The following is a 19,218-nucleotide window of genomic DNA, read 5'->3' as shown; positions in this document are numbered from 1 at the left end:
TTTGTTGATGTGGCAGCAGATTTATACGGCCGGCCTCATTCGTTTGCCCTTCCCAAACCTTTTTAATATACTGAAATCAGCCTTGAGCGCCCAGTCCTCCATATGGAGTTGATCATGCCAACCGTAACAGTTTCTCTCTCGGACGAAGAAATGCGCCGGCTGGAGCATCTGAGCAAACGTGAGGGTTTGACCGTCGAACAGATGGTCCGCCTCGGCATCAATGACTTCATCGATCAACCCGACGATTCATTTCGCGCTGCCGCCAAACGGGTGATGGAAAAGAACGTCGAGCTTTACCGTCGCCTCTCGTGACCCGCTATCTTTCCTTCGCCGAAGTTTTAGATCTTCACAGGTCCGTGATTGATCGCTGGGGCGGCGCCACCGGAATTCGTCACCTCGGTGCGCTGGAATCTGCCTTGGCTCAACCACGTCAGAGCTTTGCCGGACAAGACCTGTATCCCGATATCATCACCAAAGCAGCAGCCCTTTGTTTCTCACTGGTCCTCAACCATCCTTTCATCGATGGCAACAAGAGAATCGGCCACGCGGCGATGGAAACATTCCTGATGATCAACGGCTATGAGCTTGGTGCCCCTGTCGACGAGCAAGAGCGCGTGATGTTGGACTTAGCTGCAGGCAACCTTTTGCGAAACGTCTTTGTGGAATGGGTGAGGCAACACACGGTGCCCACCGCAAAATAATCGTTTTCCCCAGACCCAATCTAAACCTTCCCCAATCGCACCGGGCCGTACGTTTGACGGGCTTGTTGAAGTTCTTTGATGTGTTTGCGAAGAGCCGGACCGAATCTTGATGTGAGCACTTCGTTCCGATGTCGAGCGATGCGTTGTTCAGCCTTGGTGAGTGCTTCTTCTAGTTGTCGCACGAGCCGGGCGCCGGAGCCGGTGAGCCACTTGAGATGCCGCCCGGCATAGTCGAGATCCTGCATCGAGTACCGGACCGACTCGATTTCTTCGAGGCAGCGGAATCGCGCGCGCATTAAATCACGTGCTGTCAATCCTGCCGCTCGCCACGCAGCCTCGCGCCTTTCACCGAATGTTGAGAGACGCTCGAACAGCACCGCACCCATCGTGAATGTGAATGTGGCGTGCAGGATCCCACGGATCGGCCGCAGGCTGCGCCGCCACGGCGAGTAGAAGATCTGCTGGTTGCGGTCGCCGCGGTACATGACGTGCTTGCGCAGCAATAGGTTTAGATGGTGATGGCTGTTTTCGTGAATCAGATCGTCGATCAAGTCCAGATTGTCGCGGTCGAAACAATTGATGAAGGACAGCCCCGGGCGGTGGCGATAGCTGAAGCTCACGACACCTTTGGCGTGTAGGGGGATCACCCGTGAGGTGAGCAAGGCCAGAACCGCGTGACCTTCCGGCCATGCGCGCCGGATTGTCTGCCAGGCTCGACCGATCCGCTTCACCTGACGAGGATATGTCAATCTCACTGCCTGAGGTTGACGCGCCCTGTCATAGCGCAACGTCGGGCCGACGATGGGAGGCCGTTGCCGCGCGTCGGTCGCCGTGACCGCCGCTCTTTTTGTCCAGTGCCACTCGACATGATCGTCCTGGAGCGTGCAGATGGGGAAACGTTTCCCCTTCTTGAGGACGACTCTTCCTTGGTCGACCTCGAATGTGACGGGCCGCGCGGCCCGGCGCACGGCGCGAACTGCGGAGGGAGGAGTGACCAATGCATCTCCCTCTGTGCCGTTCGGAACGGTCCACGCCGGCTCCGCCCGCTCAAAATGTTGATTCAAGGTTCCCTGCACCTCCCAGGGGTCCATTCTCTGTTGTCTGGTCCACTGAATCGCCCATCGAGGGTCGAAGAACAACGACTCCTGCGTCACCTCGCCCGCCAATCTCGCACAGAGCCATTGCAGTCTGATGCGTAATCGTTTCGGCTGCCTGTGTCCATGTGGAAACAGTTCGTCCAGATAGCTGTTTTCGAAAAACTTTAGTTCACATTCGGCAAAGAGTTGTTGGGCGAAGTCACGCGGATCTCGTTCCTTGCCGATTTGTTGAAGGAGGTCCAGAAAATACACCAGATCGTTGAGCGTCTCGATCCATCCCACGACTTTCCAGTTACAAAACGCGCGGTCTTCAAACGTATGGGCTACAAAATGGAAGTAGCCCACCGGCAGACCGAGCTGCTTTGACAGCCGAGCATAGTCGACGACGAGGTCTCGGCATAAATCCAAGAGCAGCCGTTTCATGGATCGCCGGAATTCACTCTGCAGACTGGAAAGTGCGACGGCGTCGAACAATGGCGTGGTCACGCGGAATCTCCGTAAGACAACGCGTGACTCTACCCAACCCTGGAACGATCGTGCAAGAACATGGGACTGGACGACAAGGGCAGGAAGGTGCCGCCCCCATCCCAGCTAAGCAGGCTGTTTAGCGGAGCGCAACATGATCGGCGAGAGATCCTTGTCCCTCAGCCAGGAATCCCGGATACCGTGATGCTGTTGAATCAGTTGATCGATGATGTTTCCGCACGACACGCAACGCCAACCCTTCATCCACATTGGAATACTGCTCTCCTGCATGTCGATCAAATCGTCAGGGACCATGAGTCCTTCACATCTCGTGCAATGCATAGCCTGCCTCCCTCATGGATGACCGATGTACACCAAGTTCCTCGTGCGGGCCATCGCCCGCACACCAGGGCACGACATCGCGCAGTACCATGAACCGTAAGCAATCAAGATGCCACGCACATACTCGACAAACTTGCCAGTTTTTCCGGCCGATCGTAGAGTGCCACATCTGAAGTTGTACCGATCAGTCTGTCGGGCAACCGATTTCGTCCCTTAGGGATCCTTGGCGAGAAAACGTCGACACGAGGGATTCCACATACGTCTGGGCCTGCGCGGCCGGATCTGACAAACTGAAGGATATTTCCTGCAGAATACACCGGCGATAGGCCACCATGTCCCTGACTGATCTAGAGATCACCCACGTCCTCGCAGAGATTGAGGCTGCCGTCGGCACGGGCTGGATCCAGCGGGTCTCCCAGCCGAGCGTCTCCACACTCGTGTTTGAAATCCGCGTGCCGGGGCGGACTCATCGGCTGTTGGTGTCTTGTCAACCGGAATGCGCGCGGCTTCATCTCGTCACGAGGCCGTTGCGAAATCCGCCGAGTCCGCCGGCATTTTGCCAGTACCTTCGGGCACATGTTCAGGGAGCCCGTATCGACGGATTCCGGCAGATTTCCGGCGACCGAATCGTTGAATGGCGGCTGACGACCAAGGCAGGGCCTCGCACGCTGCTGTGCGAGCTCACCGGACGGCGAGCCAATCTGTACCTGTTGGACCCCGAAGGCACGATTCTCAAGGACCTCTCTGGGGATCGCGTATTGATCGGCACACGCTATCGTCCGCCGGACAGACCTGACCGGACTGGGCATGATCAAGCTTCTCGGTTTCCTCTATACGACCCGACCGGGAACCGTTCTGTCTCCGCCGCCATCGAACGGCACTATCAGGATCGTGATTCCGCCGCGGTGCTGGACCAAGTCAAAGGCGCACGTCGGCGTGTGCTGAAGAAGACCATTCAGAAAACACAGCGCCGTAACGAAGCCTGGCAAGAAGACCTGGCCAAGGCGACCCGGTTCCGGGAGTACGCCCGCTACGGGGAATTGCTGAAGGCTAATCTGGGCATGATCAGGAAGGGAATGGACGAGATCCTGGTGATCGACTATTTCGACTCCACGATGCCGGAGATCTCCCTTCCGCTGGACGGGACGAAATCCGCCCAGGGGAATATGGAAGATTACTTCCGCAAGCACCGCAAGTATCTGACGGCGCAACAGGAGCTGCCGCCTCGCATTGCGCAGGCGGAACGAGACCTCGTGGTGTTGCGACGGGAACTTCTGGAGATCGAACAGGGAACCTGGTCTCCGCCGGTCGCCCCACCCATCCATGGAACGTTCCGCCCAAGCCGGCGTGACGGAACCGGGCAGACGGATCAACGTCGCGGGCCGTTCAGGCGGTTCATCTCGACCGACGGTCTCCCTATTCTGGTGGGACGGAACGCCCGGGAAAACGATGAGCTGACGTTCGGCTTGGCGAACAGCGATGACCTATGGCTGCACGCCCGTGGAGTTCCCGGCTCCCATGTAGTCGTGCGATTGGAGAAGGGGAAGGACGCCCCCCCCGCCACCGTACTGGACGCGGCAACATTGGCTCTCCTGTACAGCGACCTCAAGAAAAGCGCCAAAGGCGAGGTGATCTATACAAGACGGAAGTGGGTCAGGAAAGCAAAGAACCAGGCTCCCGGAGCGGTTTTCGTCACGCGAGAGCAGTCGCTGACGGTCCGCTTGGACCCAGCGAGACTTGCGAACCTGAAGGACCGGAGCCAGGAGAACGCCTAGCTCCAAATCCTCTTTTCGTAGGGTTTCCACATTCTCTGGGCTATCCTGAGCCGTACAGCCGCAGCGGGTCAGACCAGGGAGTTCACCATGCCCACCTTCGATGCCAAGAGACAGACCGCGCTCGTCGTTGACGATGACCCCGGCGTCCTCACCCTGTGCCGTACACTCTTGGAACAGGCAGGATTATCCGTCCTGCCGGCCGCAGGAAGCTCGGAAGCGTTGAAAATCTGCAAACACCATCCCGGTACCATCGACATCCTGGTGACCGATCTGGTGCTTCCGCCTCCGGAGTTCTCATTTGCGTCGGGAGCCAATGAGTTTCCTCATGTTCACGGCCATGAACTCGCCGTACGCGCCCTCAGCATGCGTGACAATCTCCGTATTGTCCTGATGTCGGGGAACATCGAAAAGGACCTGACCGGTTACGGCATCAGGAAAGGCTCCTTGCCCTTCATTTCCAAACCTTTCGACAATCTCGAGATGGTCGATCTGGTCCGCCGCACCCTGTTGGAAGCACCGCCGACCAGGGAATCGCTGTTGCACGAGAATCAGGACAAGGCCAAAGAAGCGGACGAATGGTTCGACTGATCAGGCGACGGACCCATCACTGAGTCGGTAGCGGTCGACGGACCATCGATTCAAGCCGGAGTTGCCGGGGAGGCGGGCGATCGTCTAACCGGACAAGCAAGAAGGGGGCTGCCGTCAAACGACAGCAGCCCCCTTCTCATCGACACGTACGATCGGTCTTATCGCTTACCAGCGATCGCGCTTTCCACCGCCACCGCTCCGGCCGCCTCCGAACCCACCACGACCTCCTCCACCTCCGCCGGCACGAGGCTCTTGAGGACGCGCTTCATTCACCGTCAGGGTCCGGCCTCCCATTTCTGATCCGTTGAGCGCAGTGATCGCGGCCTGGGCTTCCGAATCCGAGGACATCTCGACAAACCCGAACCCGCGGGACTGTCCCGTGAACTTGTCCGTAATGATCCGTGCCGAGGCCACGCCACCGTGCACCGCGAACAGATCGCTCAACTGCTGCTCGGTTGCCGAATAGGGCAACCCACCGACGTAAATCTTCGAACCCATGTGGGGTTCCTCCTTATGAAAATGATGACATTGTCTTGAACACGAGCAACGGGGAAGGAGCGGGCCGAAGGCGCGAAGATTGTGGCGACTTGGGTCTGACTTCCGACGAAATTCCCGGGCAAGGCAACATCAAAGTGGCGGGTCTCCTTCTATTGAACCCCCTTCACCGCGAGACCCGTACGAATGAAGTGGGGGCAACCCTAGCACAGGGTCTGGTGGATTACAACCAAGGACCGATCCAGACCTCCCCCGCAGTAGCCGGGACCGTGGGAACAAATCGGCCATCCCCAGGGGACTACTCCCCTATCCGGACCAAAGAGCCTTGAACCTTACAATAGGCAAAGGTCCTGTAAAATAGGATGATCATGCCCGCGAGCATGCCCGCATTGAGACCACAGGCCCAGATCAAGTTGGCCAGCGGAGAGCCTGAACCGCTCAATACCGCTCGCATGCCTTCGAACACGTGGGCCGCCGGATTGACCCAGGCTACGGCCTTGAGCCAGGCCGGCAGCACGTCGAGCGGGTAGAAGACGCAAGAAATCGGCTGGAAGAGAAAGACCATACTCCAGGCGAGCACCTCCGCCTCCTGCCCGAATCGCATGATCAATGAAGTCGTGAAGACTCCGATGCTCCATCCGGTCACGACCAGGTTGACGACAAACGGGAAGAGCCACAGCCCTATGACCATGACGTTGTAGTCGTAAAACAGCCAGGCGCAGATGCCCATGACGATGGACACGCAGGTGACCTTGAAGATGCTCATCGCGATCGTCGCCGCCAGAAACTCCGCTGGCGTCAGGGGGCTCGCAAAGAGATTCATGAGATTCCGAGCCCAGAGTTCCTCCAGAAACGAAATGGTGATCCCCTGTTGTGACCGGAACAGCATGTCCCAGAGAATCAGCGCGCCGAGGAAAAACGTCACGAAGCCAGGCACTTGAGGTTGGTATTTTGCCAAATATAGCGTGATGAACCCCCAGATCACCAAATCCAGGAACGGCCAATAAAAAATCTCCATGATGCGGGGTAAGCTTCGTCGGTACAGATACAGGTGGCGCGACACCAAGGCGCCGATCCGATGGAGTTTCATCATCCGCACCCTCCGGCATCGCCCGGTTCATGCTCATGACCGCACCCACCGCAGTCCCGATGTTCCGCCAGCAGTTCTTCCATGAGATGGCGCATGCCGGCGAGCATATGAGTCCCGGCACGCTGACCGTCCGGAGCCTTGCGAAGCCCAAGCCCAATGACGAGCAGCGGCATGGCCAGCAGCCCCGGAGCGAATGTCTGAGTTTCTTTGACGCCTCCTCTGCTCCACAACAGACCTGCGCCCAACAGCAACGGCAGCCCAACCACAAGGGCACTATTGGCGACGACACGCCAGGTACAGGTCCCGCGCGTCAGGCCGATCAATCCGATGACCAACCAGAAGAGCCCCCAACACAAACTTAACCCGAGCCCTCCGACCATCGTGCCGACGGCGAAATCTAGGACTGCGTCCACCACCTCGCTCCCCTCGCTGATTCAGCGCGACTCGCGCGCAATCTTCAGAAAGACTTCCTCGAGATCGGCTTCGCCGAACCGCGCCACGATTTCCTGAGCCGTCCCTTCCGCGACGATCTTTCCTCGCTGCAGAAAAATAATCCGGTCGGACATGTGCTCCATCTCACGCATATTGTGCGATGTATACAGGATGCTGAGACCGGATGATCGGCGCTCTTCCTTCAATAGCGCGCGGATCTTGTGGGCGATGTCGGGATCGAGGCTGGCCGTAGGTTCATCCAGAAACAGTATTTTCGGCTCGGTCAGGAACGCTTTGGCCAAGGTCAACCTGGTCATCTGTCCGGACGAGAGCTTCCGCGTCACTTTCCGGCGAATGTCTTCCATCTCGAATTTCTTCACGACGTCGTCCACCCGCCGTTCGATGTCGGTGAGGCCGTAGAGTCTGGCCACGACCCACAGATTCTCCTCAACCGTCAGGGCCAGCGGCATGGAAATATAGGTGGAGGAGAAGTTGACCTGCTGGAGGATCTGTTCGCGATGGGACGCCAATTCCATGCCGAACATGTGGATGAAGCCGGCCGTCGGTGTGATCAGCCCCAGCAACATCTGCATCGTAGTGGTTTTCCCCGCGCCGTTCGGACCGAGCAGGCCCAGGATTTCACCCGGCCTCATGCTGAAAGAGATGTCCTGCACGGCGGTGAACTCACCGAATTGCTTTCGGAGCCTGGTGACGCTCAGAACCGGCGGGATCATCATGCGCTGACGAATCCGTCTAAAATGAGAGGAAGGTCTTGAGCTTGTCCGGTAAGTGACATGTCTCGCACTTTCGATCCAGCACCTTGCCCTGATGATCGGCTTTGCCGTCGTGACATCGGAAACAGTCCTTGAGCGCCCGTGCTCGGAGATACGACCCTTCCGGATGGTCCGGAAGCCAGGGCTGACTGTCGGCCGACACGTGACCGCGAGGAACCACAATCGGGTACCCTTTGATCGGCCGTTCGTGGACGATCCCCGAGTGGCAAGTGGTACAGCCTTCTCCTCGGCCCTGGATCCGGAACGCCTCCATATGCTTCCGATGATTCATGACCAACCCGACGTCCTGGACCGGCGGGGGCAGATCCCGAGGCGCCACCTCCGATACCCGGAGAATGTTGCGATGGCACCCCAGACACACATCGGAATCGACCGAGGCCTTCAGATTGTGGGAATCGGTCGGCGTACCGAACGCAGAAATGAATAGATCCTTCGTTCCCGCCCAGGCCTTGTCGTGCATCCAGCCTTCTATCCCAGGCCGCACATGACAGGCCACGCAGGTGACCTCCCTATGGGATGATGCCACCCAACTGTCGTACGACGGCGCGATGTTGTGGCAACTTGCGCAAAATTTCGGATGGTTGGTCAGGGGAACGGCCACTCCGCCCAGCGCCAAGGCACCGACGACAAGTGCCAATATGATGACCGGCTTAGGCCTCCAGCTCATGCGCCGTGCGTGGTCGCCGCAAAGGGAACCGCTTTATGATGAGCGCAGCCACTCCGGAGATGTCGTTGAGATCAAAGGTGGGGACACCCACATCAACAGGCTTGTCGGAGACGACGGCGAGCAGGCCCTCCTGCGAAATGGGTATCTCTCCGATTTGCTCGCGGACGATCACGATTTTCGGATGCCCCTCGTGCTTCCATCCCTCGGCAAGGACGAGATCGTAGGACTCGTTCAGGAACCGCCCACGCACGTCCTCGACCGTCAATTGATCGGAGACATCGGCAAACATTGCCATACTCCCTTTCGACAAGATGATGACGCTGCTGGCCCCGGCCTGTTTGTGTCTCCAGCTGTCTTTCCCTTCCGTGTCGAGATCGAACCCATGGCCTGCATGCTTGACTGTCGCGATCTTGTACCCGGCCCGGACCAGTTCGGGGATGATCCGCTCGATGAACGTGGTCTTGCCGCTGTTCGATTTTCCGACGAAACATACGATAGGCGCGGCCATGGTGGAAAATCCTCTCAGCAACAGGACTGCCGGTGAGGACCGCCGGACGCGTACACGGCATGACCGGCCCAACCTTGATCGCTCAGCAGTTGCACGGATACGGGATCTCCCGGATTGAGTCGCTCCACATCCATCGGAACGTCGATCAGGCAATTGGCCTTGACCATGGAGGTCAGAATGCCGGATCCCTGGTCTCCCGTCGTCCAGACCTTGAAAACGCCGTCCTCATTCGTCAGCATCCCTCTGAGGAAATGACGTCGATCCGTTCGTTTGGAGAACTTCTCTTGGAACAAGGCCCGCACCATGGGACGTCCGTAGCTTCGATGGCCGCCCATTTTGAGCATCGCCGGGCGGACCAGTTGCTCGAACGTGACCATGGAAGACACCGGATTCCCCGGCAGCCCAAACGCGAGCTTACCCTGAATCTTTCCGAAGGCCAACGGCTGCCCCGGCTTGATCGCCAACTTCCAGAAATTCATCGCCGCGCCGAGGTCCTGGAACACGGCTTTGGTGAAATCATAGTCGCCCATCGACACACCGCCGGACAGCACCAGGATATCGGCCGTCAGCCCGTGGGAAATTTTTTCCTTCAGCGCGGCGGGGTTGTCCTTGGCGATCCCGAGCAGGAAGGGAATGCCTCCGGCGTCCTGCACCGCCGCGGCAATGCCGTAGCTGTTGGAATTGATAATCTTCTCTTCGCTGTACCGCTCGTCCAGGTCGGCCAGCTCGTCTCCGGTCGAGAGAATCGCCACCCTGGGCCGTTGATGGACGAAGACGAACGACTTGGCGAGGATGGCCAGCATACCCGCTTCGCCGGGCCGCACGGCGGTGCCTTTGGCGATGATCCGCTCGCCTTTCTTGACATCCTCCCCTTGCGGACGGATGTTCGAGCCCTTGGGCTCGGGTTTGAAGACCCTGACGGAATCGGGAGTATGTTCGGTGTCCTCCACCTTCAGCACCGTGTCGGCCCCTTTGGGGACCGGCGCGCCGGTCATAATGCGGATGGCTTGGCCCGGCCCGACCATCTTCGTCGGCATTTTCCCGGCCGGCACGTCTTCAATCACGTTCAGCGTCACGGGCTTGTCGATCGGATGCTCCCACTTGATGTCGTCCCAACGAACGGCGAATCCGTCCATCGCGCTGTTGTCCCACGGCGGATTGTCGCGCTCGACGATGATGTCTTCGCCCAACACGCGTCCCAACGTATCCAGCAGCGGAATCTTCTCCAATCCCAGCACCGGCGTGCTGTCCAGGACGATCTTTTGGGCTTCTTCGAGCGGCGTCAGTCCCTGCATGGCATCTGTGGCTTTCATGGGTGCGTCACGTCAATGGTGATGCCGCGGGGCGACGTTGACGAGCGAACCGCTCTTCTTGCAGAACGCTTCGACCTTGTTCGCGATTTCGTGATAGGCCTCAGCCGTCGGGGTATCCGAATAGAACATGGCAAATGGCTCCCCGGCATCCGACTGGGTGACCACGTCCGGGTCGAGTGGAATGCGCCCGAGAAACGGCACGCCCATATCCTGGGCCGAGGCCTCACCTCCGCCCTTCCGAAAAACCTCGATATGGTTGTGGCAGTGCGGACATTCGAGGCCGCTCATGTTCTCGACGATGCCGATGATCGGCACTTCGCTGTCCTTACAGAACGTGACGGACTTGCGCGAATCCAGCAACGCCACTTCCTGCGGAGTCGTGATAATCACCGCCCCGCTGACTTGGCCGAGAAGGTCGATCGTGGTCACGGATTCGTTGCCGGTACCGGGCGGTAGATCGATCAGGAGAAAGTTCAAATCCTGCCACTCCACCCCGCCGAGCAGCTGATTGATGAATTCGTATTTGTATGCGTCGCGCCAGATGATGGGATCGTCCGGATTCTGCAGCAGAAAAGACATCGAAGCGATTTTGAGATTGTAGGCTTGAAACGGAATGATACCACCCGAGGTGCTGATCTTGAGTTTCTGCCCTTCGGCCCCGACCATCTTCGGGATGTTCGGCCCGTGAATATCCATGTCGCAGATGCCCACATGCCAGCCTTTCAGCGCCAGGCTCACCGCGAGGTTGGTGGTACAGGTGCTTTTGCCGACCCCGCCCTTATTGCTCATGATGAGCACTTTGTATTCGATTCGCTCCATCCGCTTCGCGACGAGCCACCGACTGTGCCCTTCTTTGTCCTTCTGGCAGGACTCGTTTTCATCGCAAATCGCACAGGCCCACATGTAGGTACAGGCATCGCTTCCGCCCGATGTGGGTGTTTGAATGATGTTCAGTTCACGAGGCATAATCTGTCGCCCTCTCTCGCGTTGTTGCCGGTATCAATGCCGCCTACTTCCGGATGAAACCCCGACGTATTCGCCCCCTGACGCGCCGGACATGGCGGGAGCCATCGGTTTGCCGTGACCGGACCCCGCCGGCGCCGATACCGCCCCCGTCTCAGCCGGAGCCGATTTCTTCTTGTTGAAAAACCCCGCGCTCACAATCCCGACTTCGTAAAAGACGTACATCGGGAGCGCCATCAAACACTGATTGAACGGATCGGGCGTAGGGGTCAAGATGGCCGCCACGATGAAGGCGCCCAGCAGCGCCCATTTGCGGTAGCGCTTGAGGAACGGGGCGTCCACCCACCCCAACTTGGCCATGAGCGTGATCGCCAGCGGCACCTCGAAGATCAATCCGAACACCATCAAGAACCACAGCGCAAACCCCACATACTGGGCGATCGACAGTTGCGGAATGAACCCCGCGTTCACCCCGTACGACACCAAAAAATTCAGCGCGAACGGCAGAACGAAGAAAAACGAAAATCCGACCCCGGCAAAGAAGGCCAGCGTACTCAATACGGTAAACGGCCCCACAAAGCGCCGCTCCTGGGCATGGAGCCCCGGCACGACGAACTGCCAAACCTCGAACAGGATATAGGGGGTCGCGATCACCAGCGCGAAGAGACCCGCGACCTTCACGTTCTGCCACAGAGCCTCGGCCGGCGCCAGAAAGACGAACGGCACCATCGGCAGGTCAGTGGGCACCCAGGAGAGCGACCCGGGAACGAACATGTTCTGCAGCGGCACCCGAAGCCATTTCACGAGCGTGTCGGCGTAGAAAAACGTGCCGACGAACACCAGTGCAGTGACAAGGACCGCCCGCGTGAGCCGGACTTGGAGCTCAACCAGGTGCTCCATGACCGGCATCTTTTTGTCTTCCAGTGGCTTGAAAACGGAGTCTTGCAGCCACCGATTGAGATCGTTTAGCACACCGTCCTCAGCATACGCCGGAAGCCGTTCGCGGGCTCCTCGGAGGCCTCGCCGCTATTTCGGCGTTATTTCGGATTGACCGCAACGAACAGGTTGTTCCCCTGTCGGCTGAGGAGGAGGACGGCCAGCTCCTCCTTTTTGATCTTCTGCGCGGCCTTATGGTAGTCCTCAAGACTCTTGACCACCTCGTGATTTACCTCCTGAATCACATCGCCCCGCTGGATGCCCGCCGCCTCACCCGGGCCGCCCGGCTCGACGGAGGACACCACCACACCGGTGGTTTTGGCCGGAATGTTCAGCTGGTTCATCGTCGCGTTGTCCAGAGCCTGCACCCTCAGCGACGCGAGCACGTTGTCCGGCGGCTTGACGGTTTCGCCTTGCTCTTTCGGCGGAGCCGACTCCTTCTTGGCCAGCATCTCGTCCGACGGCCGTTCCGCCACCTTGACGGACAAGGTCTGCTCCTTCCCATCTCGAAGGATCTTGACCTGCGCATCCTTTCCAACGACGGTCCGCGCCACCAGATTCCGCAATTGACTGACGCTCTGCACTTCCTTGCCATTGAAGGCGATCACGACGTCGCCCCGTTTGACTCCGGCAGCATGCGAAGGTCCATTCTCGTTGACATCGCTGATGAGGACGCCCTTTCGCTGCTCCGGCAGCTTAAATGACTTGGCGAGAGCGGGAGTGATCTCCTGAATCGCCACACCCATCCACCCGCGCACGACCTTCCCGGTCTTCTGCAGACTCTCGACGATATCCAGCGCGATGCTGCTCGGAATGGCAAAGCCGATGCCTTCGGACCCGCCGGTCCGGGAGAAGATGGCGGTGTTGATGCCGATCAGATCTCCGTTCATGTTGACCAGCGCCCCGCCTGAGTTTCCGGGGTTGATGGCCGCATCGGTCTGGATGAAATCTTCGTAATCGGCGATGCCGACGTTGCCTCGCCCGAGCGCACTGATGATCCCAAGGGTCACCGTCGAGCTCAAACCGAAGGGGCTGCCGATTGCCAGCACCAGATCACCGACCTGCAACTTCTCGTACTCCGCCCATTTCAGCGAAGGAAGATCCTGCGCCTCGATCTTGACGACGGCCAAATCGGTCTTGGGATCGGTCCCTACGATCTTGGCGGAAAACTCCCGACGATCGCCGAGGGTCACCGTGATCTGAGTCGCCCCCTCGACCACGTGATTGTTCGTGACGATGTACCCGTTGGAATCGAGGATGACCCCGGACCCGGCGCTCTGGTCGGGCCGATGAGGACCACCGGGGGGCATCGGCGGAGGAGTCGGAAGCTCACCGCCCGGTTCATCACCACCGCCAGGAGGACCACCAGGAGGACCACCAAACGGTCCGGGCGGAAGCGGTCGCCGGCCGCGGCCCCCTTCGCTTCCCCCGGTCACGGCAATATTAACCACGGCCGGGGTCACTTTCTTCACAATGTCCGAAAATCCCTGGGCCATCGAGGGCGGCACCCCCGCGGCGAGGGCACCGGGCAGGGCGGAAGAAAGGATAACGACGCATGAGAGTACGGATACCATGCAGACCCTGCTCCACTTCACCATAACCAGGCTCCTCCAGAAGTTATAGGCGCGATTTAGTTGGCTGGACGACCTTATTGTAGTCTAAGTACGGAACGAGATGAAAGGGGCCGATCATCGGCAACGAGACGGCAGATACGCGGCTGAGCACGGTCTCGCGCACAACGAGTCGCTTTGCGGAAAGGCCGGGCGGCTTCAACAAGCCCTGCCATCTCGGCAAAGGCGCAACGCACGTCCTTCCGTCTCCGGCGTTCCTGATGCTGGAATCGTGACTCTTCCCACCCCGGCCCGATCAACCTGATCTCCGTACAGGTGCTATGAGGTTTCGTGCACCTCCGCACCGGCGGCCTCCAACGACGCGATCCATGCTTTCTGGAGATTGAGTGTCATCCGCTTCGAGGCTTGGTCGAAAGAGACGACTCTCAGCGTATTGGGCGCCTCTTCGTAGGTCGGAGGCCAAATGCGGCGTTCCGGATCTTGCGTGCGCAGGTAGATGACCGGATACCACTGATTGATCCCTGGAGCCGTAGGCGAGTCCAGCGTCGCCCACCCTCGCCCCTCGGCTTGGATAAGAACGCGGTTATTCTTCACATCCAGTAGCGCGATTTCCAGCAACGACCAGTTGTCGCGTCGAAATCCCGGCTGCGCGTATGTGGTCCACCCCAGAAAGAGCGTCACGGGATACTCCTGTTCCATACTGGAGAGGACGACCAAGACGAGATAGTCGAGCCCACGCTTCTTCGCTAACTCGGCGAACTGAGTCCAGTCTCCGTTCGGCTGAAGCGGAATGCTCTCAGGCGGGATCATCTCCTTGACCGACACGGGAATGGCTCGGCCGACTTCTTGTTTCAGGCTCTCACCCAATCGAAGAACGGCCTCGTCTGGCAAGGTCGGCGCTGCGCCGGCATGGGCGGTATCCGAGACCAGAAGCATCCCTGCCGGCACAGGCCTGGGCTTCAATCGGCCGAACACCCCCTCATCCACTTTCAGATCCGACGACAGATAGTCCCCGATGCGAGACGGCGGCACCGACGACGCGCAGGATGCGAGGAGCGCTGCACCGAGGACGGCGACTGAAATCCCTATTGCGCCGCACTGCGGCAATCCCCACCTCCGTCGCACGACTTCCGGACGCAGTTCTCCCCCGACGCAAACCATACGTTCGCTTCCGCATAGCCGAGCTGTCAAGTGCGCAGCCTGCCCCTTGTAATCGCCGCAAGGCTCGGGTACGGTACTTCGCATCGAGAGTGCCCGCCGTAGAAGACCCGGTGGCATGATGTTGTTCCCGCTTCTCGTGGAATCTATGCATCACTCGATCATCATCCCCGCCTATAACGAAGCCGGTCGAATCCTACCCTACCTCCGAAGAATTACGGACTATATGCGGGAGCGCGGGCGCCCCTATGAAGTGCTGGTGGTCGACGACGGGAGCACCGATGCAACCCCCTCGGTCGTCGAAGCCCTGTCGGTGTCCAGACCGGAAATCAGCCTGCTTCGGCTCCCCGATCGGCGAGGGAAAGGCGCCGCGGTCAGACGCGGCATGCAGGCCGCAACCGGACAGCTTCAATTGTTTGCCGACGCGGACGGGGCTACCCCTATTGAGGAGCTGCCCCGGCTGCAACAGGCCATCGAACAGGGAGCCGACCTGGCCATCGGGTCGCGGGCTCTCGCGTCCCGGCTCCCGGCATTTTCCGTCCGAGCGAAGTTGTACCGCACGATCCTCGGCAGCCTGTTCAATGCCGCCGTTCGACAGGGGGGCATTCGCGCCATTGCGGACACGCAATGCGGGTTCAAACTGTTCCGTCGCTCGGTGGCCCAAGACCTCTTCGCTGTGGGGACGATCGACGGCTATGGGTTGGATCTGGAGCTGCTCTATGTCGCGCAACGCCGAGGGTATCGGATTGCGGAGGTTCCGATCAACTGGGCCGATCAGCCGGGCTCGAAGGTCCGCGTCTGGCGCGACGGCTTCCTGATGATGCGGGACCTGGCTCGTGTCCGACAGAACGACCGGAAAGGGCTCTACCGCACCGCCTCCTTCGTCGAACCATTGACCTCAGACCACCCGCCCCGTTTCGGTCTACCTCTCAATTAGCGAACGGGTCGGCCGTCGGCCTATGGCATGACATAGACCGAGACTTTCCCGTCCTCGTAGACACGAACCCACTTCGGCTCACGGTGCAACGCGCGATCCAACGGCGTGTCGCGGCGCACTAGAGCCCAATCCACAGCGTACTTCTCAAGCACGGATAGATCGACCGGCTCACGCCGCGTGAGCGCGACGTAGTCCTGGAAGATGCGCCGGTCCCCGATCCTCCAGGCCGGCATGCGTCCATCGATGAAAATCTTATGTTCCGGCATCCACCAGAGCAGAAATCCGCCGTAGCCGTAATCATTGTAGAGGCTGGCACCAACTTGCGCAGGATGCGCCTGAATCCAGTCCACGGCCTCGATCGGATAAGAGGTCGTCTGAAAGTACCTGGCCGGCTCCGTTCCGGACTGGACCACGTGATGCAAATGGTCGGGCCCCTCCCACATCAGCACAATCGCCGCGACGACGGCTCCCGTCAACATGCCGCATCGTATGGCCGGCTCGCCCGCGCCAAGCGACCGGTACAATCGGTCGAATGCCGCGGCCGTCAGGTCGGCGGCAAGCGGCAGGCTGATGATGAGAAACACCGGTATGTTCCGCATGTGTCGCAGGGAAAACCAGAGGAAGACCAGCCACACCGCCCACTGGACCGGTTCATGCCGGCGGTACCAGCAGCACATTGCGACACCCAGTACGGCGAGGTAGAGGGCATACCCGCGACCGGCCGTCGTCGCCAACGACAGGGGCTGCCACTCTTGTAACTCATCCACCATAAACTGGTTAGCCAAGGAATCGACAATTTCTCCGTGCAGCCGCCATCCGTACGGATTCACCAGGGTCACGACGGCCGAGGCCGCCGTCAGCAGAACCAAACGACGCAGATCCGCCCGGGCGAAGCCGGATTCATCGATCGGCCCAAATCGGGATGTCCATTTGGCATGGAGTAGTCGCATGAGCCACAGAGCGAGCGCAACGACGCTCATCAGCGCAAGACCCAAGACAAATCCGCCGTGCAGATTCGCCCACAGCAGAAACAGGAGCGGGATCCATCGCCATGAGAACCTTGTGGGACGCGACAGAAGACGGAGCAGGACGGCGAGCCCGAGCCAAGAAACGAGCTGAGTACGCGCGCCCAGATAGGGAAGCGCAACCCAGACCGACAGGGTGGCGATGAACCAACGAGCGTACCGTGGAACCGACGCGGTACCGGCGGCGATCAGCCAGGCACCGGCAGCGATCGCCGCGAACAACGCAATCACTCCCAACCCTCCGGCCCAGGATGCGTACAGCGCACCGATGGTCACGTCGGTCAACCAAGCATGCTCCACCCAGGGCCAGTCCGGCATCGTATGGGAATAGGGATCCAAGGAGGGAAGCCTCAGTCCGCTATCGAGCAGATCGAGCCCGGTTCGCAAGTGCCAACCAAAATCCGGCTCGGTCAAGGGCTGAAGGCTGAAATTGAGGAGGAACAGCAACAACAGGGCGTTGAGTGCGAACGATGACTGGACGGCAACTGAATGTGCGTCCTGACCATCGGCAAGATCGGCCGCACGATCGGATTCCCGTGCGGAAGGATTCGCCATCTACCGCTCGGCGCCTGATGAAAAGCCGGCGGAACGGCCCGGCCGTCTGGCAAGGAGATTTCCCATCACCAACCACTCCACCTCCGTTCGCAGAAAGCACTGCACGGCATCCTCCGGCGTACAGACGATCGGCTCGTTCACATTGAACGACGTGTTCAGGAGCACAGGTACTCCCGTCAGCTTGGCAAAGGCCTCGAGCAGAAGACGATAGCGCGGATTCGCGTGCCCATCCACGGTTTGCACGCGTGCCGACCCGTCGATGTGCAAGACCGCGGGAATGAGGTCCCTCGCCGAGGGAAGGACCGGCGCCGTGAACAGCATGAAGGGAGAAGATCCGGGAAGGTCAAAGTATTCGCCCGCCCGCTCCTCCAGCACCGACGGCGCAAAAGGACGAAACGGCTCCCGGTGTTTCACCTTGGCGTTGATCAGTTCCCGCACATCCGCGCGGCGCGGATCGGCGAGGAGGCTTCGATTCCCCAATGCTCGCGGGCCGAATTCCATTCGATCTTGAAACCAGAACACCAATCGACCGCGCGCCAGTTCGCCCGCAACCGTGTCGCATAGCTGCGCATCCGGCAACGTGGTGACTTCCAAGCTCGCCGCTTCGAGCACGCTTCTGCAATCCCGATCCTCGTACCCGGGTCCCCACGCAGCCGTCCGCATCGCCGTTCGATGGGTGAGAAAACCGCGCCGATGCGTCAGCCACAGCGCCGCACCGAGCGCCGCGCCGGAATCTCCGGCCGCGGGCGGCACGTAGATCTCCTCGAATCCGGACTCCCGCCGGAGGCGACTGTTGGCCACGCAGTTATACGCGACACCTCCGGCCAGGCACAGTCGGGTCAGCCCCGTGATCCGTCTCAGATGCCGGGCCAGATGCAGCATCGTCTCTTCCAGCACGAGTTGCACGCTGGCCGCCATATCTCGATGACGGTCCGTGACGTCTCCGCCGGGCAGCCGGGCCGGGCCGAACAGTCCGAGAAATTCCGGAACGAAGATCCGCCGACGTGCCAAATGGAAATCCAGCAGGTTCGTATTGAGACGAAATCTCCCCTCCGGCAGCAGCGGCAGGATGCGGTCGCGAATGGACCGGGCATAACCCGGCTTTCCGTATCCCGCCATCCCCATAACGATGTACTCGTCCTGATCTGGAACAAACCCGAGATACGCGGTCATGGCCGCATAGAATTGTCCGAGCGAATCGGGAATCGGAATCCGGCCCAAGACATCAATGGTCCGCTCATCTGCCCGAGCGAAGGTGGTGGTGTGGGATTCCGACGCGCCGTCGACAATGAGGACCGCCGCTTCCTTGAAGGGCGAAACCAAGACGGCGCTGGCTGCGTGACAGAGGTGATGGTCGAGAAATACCGGATTGGGACAAGCCGTTCCGTCGATCTGCCGTGACAAGAGTCGTCGCAGGAAGATCAGTTCCTTCCATTCCTGACCGAGACGCTCGTAACTCCTCCTGGCCTTGACCCTGCGCAACTCCGACGACTGCAACATCCCGCGGAGTACCAGGGTTGCGCGACGTCCCACTTCCCAATATTTCCACGGCACCGCCACGGCATCGACGTCGCGAAGTCGTGCGCCCGCCGTTTGGAGGCAGGATCGAATGGCATGAACCGGAAGCGCCGTGACGTGTTTGACGCGGACAAACCGCTCCTCCTCAGCCGCCGCGAGGATCCGGCCGTCCTCCGTCAGCGCCGCAGCAGCATCCCGCATGTTCGAAAGACCGAGTACCAGCATTCCAAAGGCTCATCCAAATCGATACGCAGGCCTCGAATCCGCTGAAGCATATGCCGGAGCGAC

The 19,218-nt window shown here is 59.8% G+C and carries 20 protein-coding genes; 5 read left to right on the top strand and 15 right to left on the bottom strand.

All coding sequences use genetic code 11. The features are described 5' to 3' along the window. The first annotated feature begins 114 nt into the window (after nucleotides 1–114). Nucleotides 115–312 (top strand): ribbon-helix-helix protein, CopG family, encoded by a 198-nt coding sequence (locus P0111_04950; protein MDF0643353.1) that lies wholly within the window; start codon nucleotides 115–117, stop codon nucleotides 310–312. Beyond that, nucleotides 309–701 (top strand): type II toxin-antitoxin system death-on-curing family toxin, encoded by a 393-nt coding sequence (locus P0111_04945; protein MDF0643352.1) that lies wholly within the window; start codon nucleotides 309–311, stop codon nucleotides 699–701. The genes P0111_04950 and P0111_04945 overlap by 4 nt, the downstream gene beginning before the upstream one ends. Nucleotides 702–721: 20 nt before the next feature. On the opposite strand, the gene P0111_04940 is transcribed toward P0111_04945, so the two are convergent. Both P0111_04940 and P0111_04935 read right to left on the bottom strand, forming a co-directional pair. Next, entirely contained in the window at nucleotides 722–2,284 is a 1,563-nt protein-coding gene (locus tag P0111_04940; GenBank protein ID MDF0643351.1) for an HEXXH motif-containing putative peptide modification protein, read from the bottom strand. A 105-nt stretch (nucleotides 2,285–2,389) separates the two neighbouring features. Next, nucleotides 2,390–2,578 (bottom strand): hypothetical protein, encoded by a 189-nt coding sequence (locus tag P0111_04935; protein MDF0643350.1) that lies wholly within the window; start codon nucleotides 2,576–2,578, stop codon nucleotides 2,390–2,392. Nucleotides 2,579–2,937: 359 nt separating this feature from the next. On the opposite strand from P0111_04935, the gene P0111_04930 reads away from it, so the two are divergent. Next, on the top strand, nucleotides 2,938–4,380 hold the full coding sequence (locus P0111_04930) for an NFACT family protein (protein ID MDF0643349.1): 1,443 nt from the start codon (nucleotides 2,938–2,940) through the stop codon (nucleotides 4,378–4,380). Nucleotides 4,381–4,467: 87 nt separating this feature from the next. Then, nucleotides 4,468–4,968 (top strand): response regulator, encoded by a 501-nt coding sequence (locus P0111_04925; protein ID MDF0643348.1) that lies wholly within the window; start codon nucleotides 4,468–4,470, stop codon nucleotides 4,966–4,968. 165 nt (nucleotides 4,969–5,133) lie between these two features. Here the strand turns inward: P0111_04925 and P0111_04920 are convergent, their stop codons facing one another. The 11 genes from P0111_04920 to P0111_04870 form a co-directional block, all read right to left on the bottom strand. Next, on the bottom strand, nucleotides 5,134–5,466 hold the full coding sequence (locus P0111_04920; GenBank protein ID MDF0643347.1) for an RNA-binding protein: 333 nt from the start codon (nucleotides 5,464–5,466) through the stop codon (nucleotides 5,134–5,136). Between the two features lie 295 nt (nucleotides 5,467–5,761). Then, nucleotides 5,762–6,556 carry an ABC transporter permease gene (locus P0111_04915; protein MDF0643346.1) on the bottom strand — a complete coding sequence of 265 codons (795 nt, stop codon included), beginning with the start codon at nucleotides 6,554–6,556 and terminating at the stop codon, nucleotides 5,762–5,764. After that, the gene (locus P0111_04910; protein ID MDF0643345.1) at nucleotides 6,553–6,966 is read right to left on the bottom strand and encodes a hypothetical protein; all 414 of its coding nucleotides are present in this window, start codon (nucleotides 6,964–6,966) and stop codon (nucleotides 6,553–6,555) included. The genes P0111_04915 and P0111_04910 overlap by 4 nt, the downstream gene beginning before the upstream one ends. Nucleotides 6,967–6,987: 21 nt before the next feature. Next, nucleotides 6,988–7,722 carry an ABC transporter ATP-binding protein gene (locus P0111_04905; protein ID MDF0643344.1) on the bottom strand — a complete coding sequence of 245 codons (735 nt, stop codon included), beginning with the start codon at nucleotides 7,720–7,722 and terminating at the stop codon, nucleotides 6,988–6,990. 16 nt (nucleotides 7,723–7,738) lie between these two features. Further along, nucleotides 7,739–8,446, bottom strand: coding sequence for a NapC/NirT family cytochrome c (locus tag P0111_04900; protein ID MDF0643343.1), 708 nt, complete (start codon nucleotides 8,444–8,446; stop codon nucleotides 7,739–7,741). Next, nucleotides 8,430–8,954 (bottom strand): molybdopterin-guanine dinucleotide biosynthesis protein B, encoded by a 525-nt coding sequence (gene mobB / locus P0111_04895; GenBank protein ID MDF0643342.1) that lies wholly within the window; start codon nucleotides 8,952–8,954, stop codon nucleotides 8,430–8,432. The genes P0111_04900 and mobB overlap by 17 nt, the downstream gene beginning before the upstream one ends. 14 nt (nucleotides 8,955–8,968) lie before the next feature. Then, complete coding sequence (locus P0111_04890; protein MDF0643341.1) at nucleotides 8,969–10,267, bottom strand: molybdopterin molybdotransferase MoeA; 1,299 nt, start codon at nucleotides 10,265–10,267, stop codon at nucleotides 8,969–8,971. A gap of 12 nt (nucleotides 10,268–10,279) precedes the next feature. Beyond that, complete coding sequence (locus P0111_04885; GenBank protein ID MDF0643340.1) at nucleotides 10,280–11,233, bottom strand: Mrp/NBP35 family ATP-binding protein; 954 nt, start codon at nucleotides 11,231–11,233, stop codon at nucleotides 10,280–10,282. Nucleotides 11,234–11,266: 33 nt separating this feature from the next. After that, entirely contained in the window at nucleotides 11,267–12,202 is a 936-nt protein-coding gene (gene tatC, locus P0111_04880; GenBank protein MDF0643339.1) for a twin-arginine translocase subunit TatC, read from the bottom strand. A gap of 65 nt (nucleotides 12,203–12,267) precedes the next feature. Further along, nucleotides 12,268–13,764 carry a Do family serine endopeptidase gene (locus P0111_04875; protein MDF0643338.1) on the bottom strand — a complete coding sequence of 499 codons (1,497 nt, stop codon included), beginning with the start codon at nucleotides 13,762–13,764 and terminating at the stop codon, nucleotides 12,268–12,270. A 291-nt stretch (nucleotides 13,765–14,055) separates the two neighbouring features. Next, nucleotides 14,056–14,898, bottom strand: coding sequence for a hypothetical protein (locus tag P0111_04870; GenBank protein MDF0643337.1), 843 nt, complete (start codon nucleotides 14,896–14,898; stop codon nucleotides 14,056–14,058). A gap of 115 nt (nucleotides 14,899–15,013) precedes the next feature. Between P0111_04870 and P0111_04865 the strand changes: the two genes are divergently transcribed. Beyond that, entirely contained in the window at nucleotides 15,014–15,832 is an 819-nt protein-coding gene (locus P0111_04865) for a glycosyltransferase family 2 protein (protein MDF0643336.1), read from the top strand. 20 nt (nucleotides 15,833–15,852) lie between these two features. Here P0111_04865 and P0111_04860 read toward each other — a convergent pair whose 3' ends face one another. Continuing rightward, entirely contained in the window at nucleotides 15,853–17,412 is a 1,560-nt protein-coding gene (locus tag P0111_04860; GenBank protein MDF0643335.1) for a hypothetical protein, read from the bottom strand. Continuing rightward, on the bottom strand, nucleotides 17,413–19,155 hold the full coding sequence (locus P0111_04855; GenBank protein MDF0643334.1) for a carbamoyltransferase C-terminal domain-containing protein: 1,743 nt from the start codon (nucleotides 19,153–19,155) through the stop codon (nucleotides 17,413–17,415). Between the last annotated feature and the right edge of the window lie 63 nt (nucleotides 19,156–19,218).

Source organism: Nitrospira sp. (genome assembly GCA_029194535.1).
Taxonomy (GTDB): Bacteria; Nitrospirota; Nitrospiria; order Nitrospirales; family Nitrospiraceae; genus Nitrospira_C.
The sequence above is the reverse complement of the archived record's forward strand: the minus strand, read 5'-3'. Positions and strand labels throughout refer to the sequence as shown.

Bases quoted from the DNA above. Each gene is read 5' to 3' on its own strand.
- P0111_04865 (MDF0643336.1), top strand. From the start codon at position 15,014: ATGATGTTGTTCCCGCTTCTCGTGGAATCTATGCATCACTCGATCATC.
- P0111_04915 (MDF0643346.1), bottom strand. From the start codon at position 6,556: ATGATGAAACTCCATCGGATCGGCGCCTTGGTGTCGCGCCACCTGTAT.
- P0111_04885 (MDF0643340.1), bottom strand. From the start codon at position 11,233: ATGCCTCGTGAACTGAACATCATTCAAACACCCACATCGGGCGGAAGC.
- P0111_04890 (MDF0643341.1), bottom strand. From the start codon at position 10,267: ATGAAAGCCACAGATGCCATGCAGGGACTGACGCCGCTCGAAGAAGCC.
- P0111_04870 (MDF0643337.1), bottom strand. From the start codon at position 14,898: ATGGTTTGCGTCGGGGGAGAACTGCGTCCGGAAGTCGTGCGACGGAGG.
- P0111_04920 (MDF0643347.1), bottom strand. From the start codon at position 5,466: ATGGGTTCGAAGATTTACGTCGGTGGGTTGCCCTATTCGGCAACCGAG.
- mobB (MDF0643342.1), bottom strand. From the start codon at position 8,954: ATGGCCGCGCCTATCGTATGTTTCGTCGGAAAATCGAACAGCGGCAAG.
- P0111_04930 (MDF0643349.1), top strand. From the start codon at position 2,938: ATGTCCCTGACTGATCTAGAGATCACCCACGTCCTCGCAGAGATTGAG.
- P0111_04875 (MDF0643338.1), bottom strand. From the start codon at position 13,764: ATGGTGAAGTGGAGCAGGGTCTGCATGGTATCCGTACTCTCATGCGTC.
- P0111_04860 (MDF0643335.1), bottom strand. From the start codon at position 17,412: ATGGCGAATCCTTCCGCACGGGAATCCGATCGTGCGGCCGATCTTGCC.
- P0111_04900 (MDF0643343.1), bottom strand. From the start codon at position 8,446: ATGAGCTGGAGGCCTAAGCCGGTCATCATATTGGCACTTGTCGTCGGT.
- P0111_04855 (MDF0643334.1), bottom strand. From the start codon at position 19,155: ATGCTGGTACTCGGTCTTTCGAACATGCGGGATGCTGCTGCGGCGCTG.
- P0111_04935 (MDF0643350.1), bottom strand. From the start codon at position 2,578: ATGGTCCCTGACGATTTGATCGACATGCAGGAGAGCAGTATTCCAATG.
- P0111_04950 (MDF0643353.1), top strand. From the start codon at position 115: ATGCCAACCGTAACAGTTTCTCTCTCGGACGAAGAAATGCGCCGGCTG.
- P0111_04905 (MDF0643344.1), bottom strand. From the start codon at position 7,722: ATGATGATCCCGCCGGTTCTGAGCGTCACCAGGCTCCGAAAGCAATTC.
- P0111_04925 (MDF0643348.1), top strand. From the start codon at position 4,468: ATGCCCACCTTCGATGCCAAGAGACAGACCGCGCTCGTCGTTGACGAT.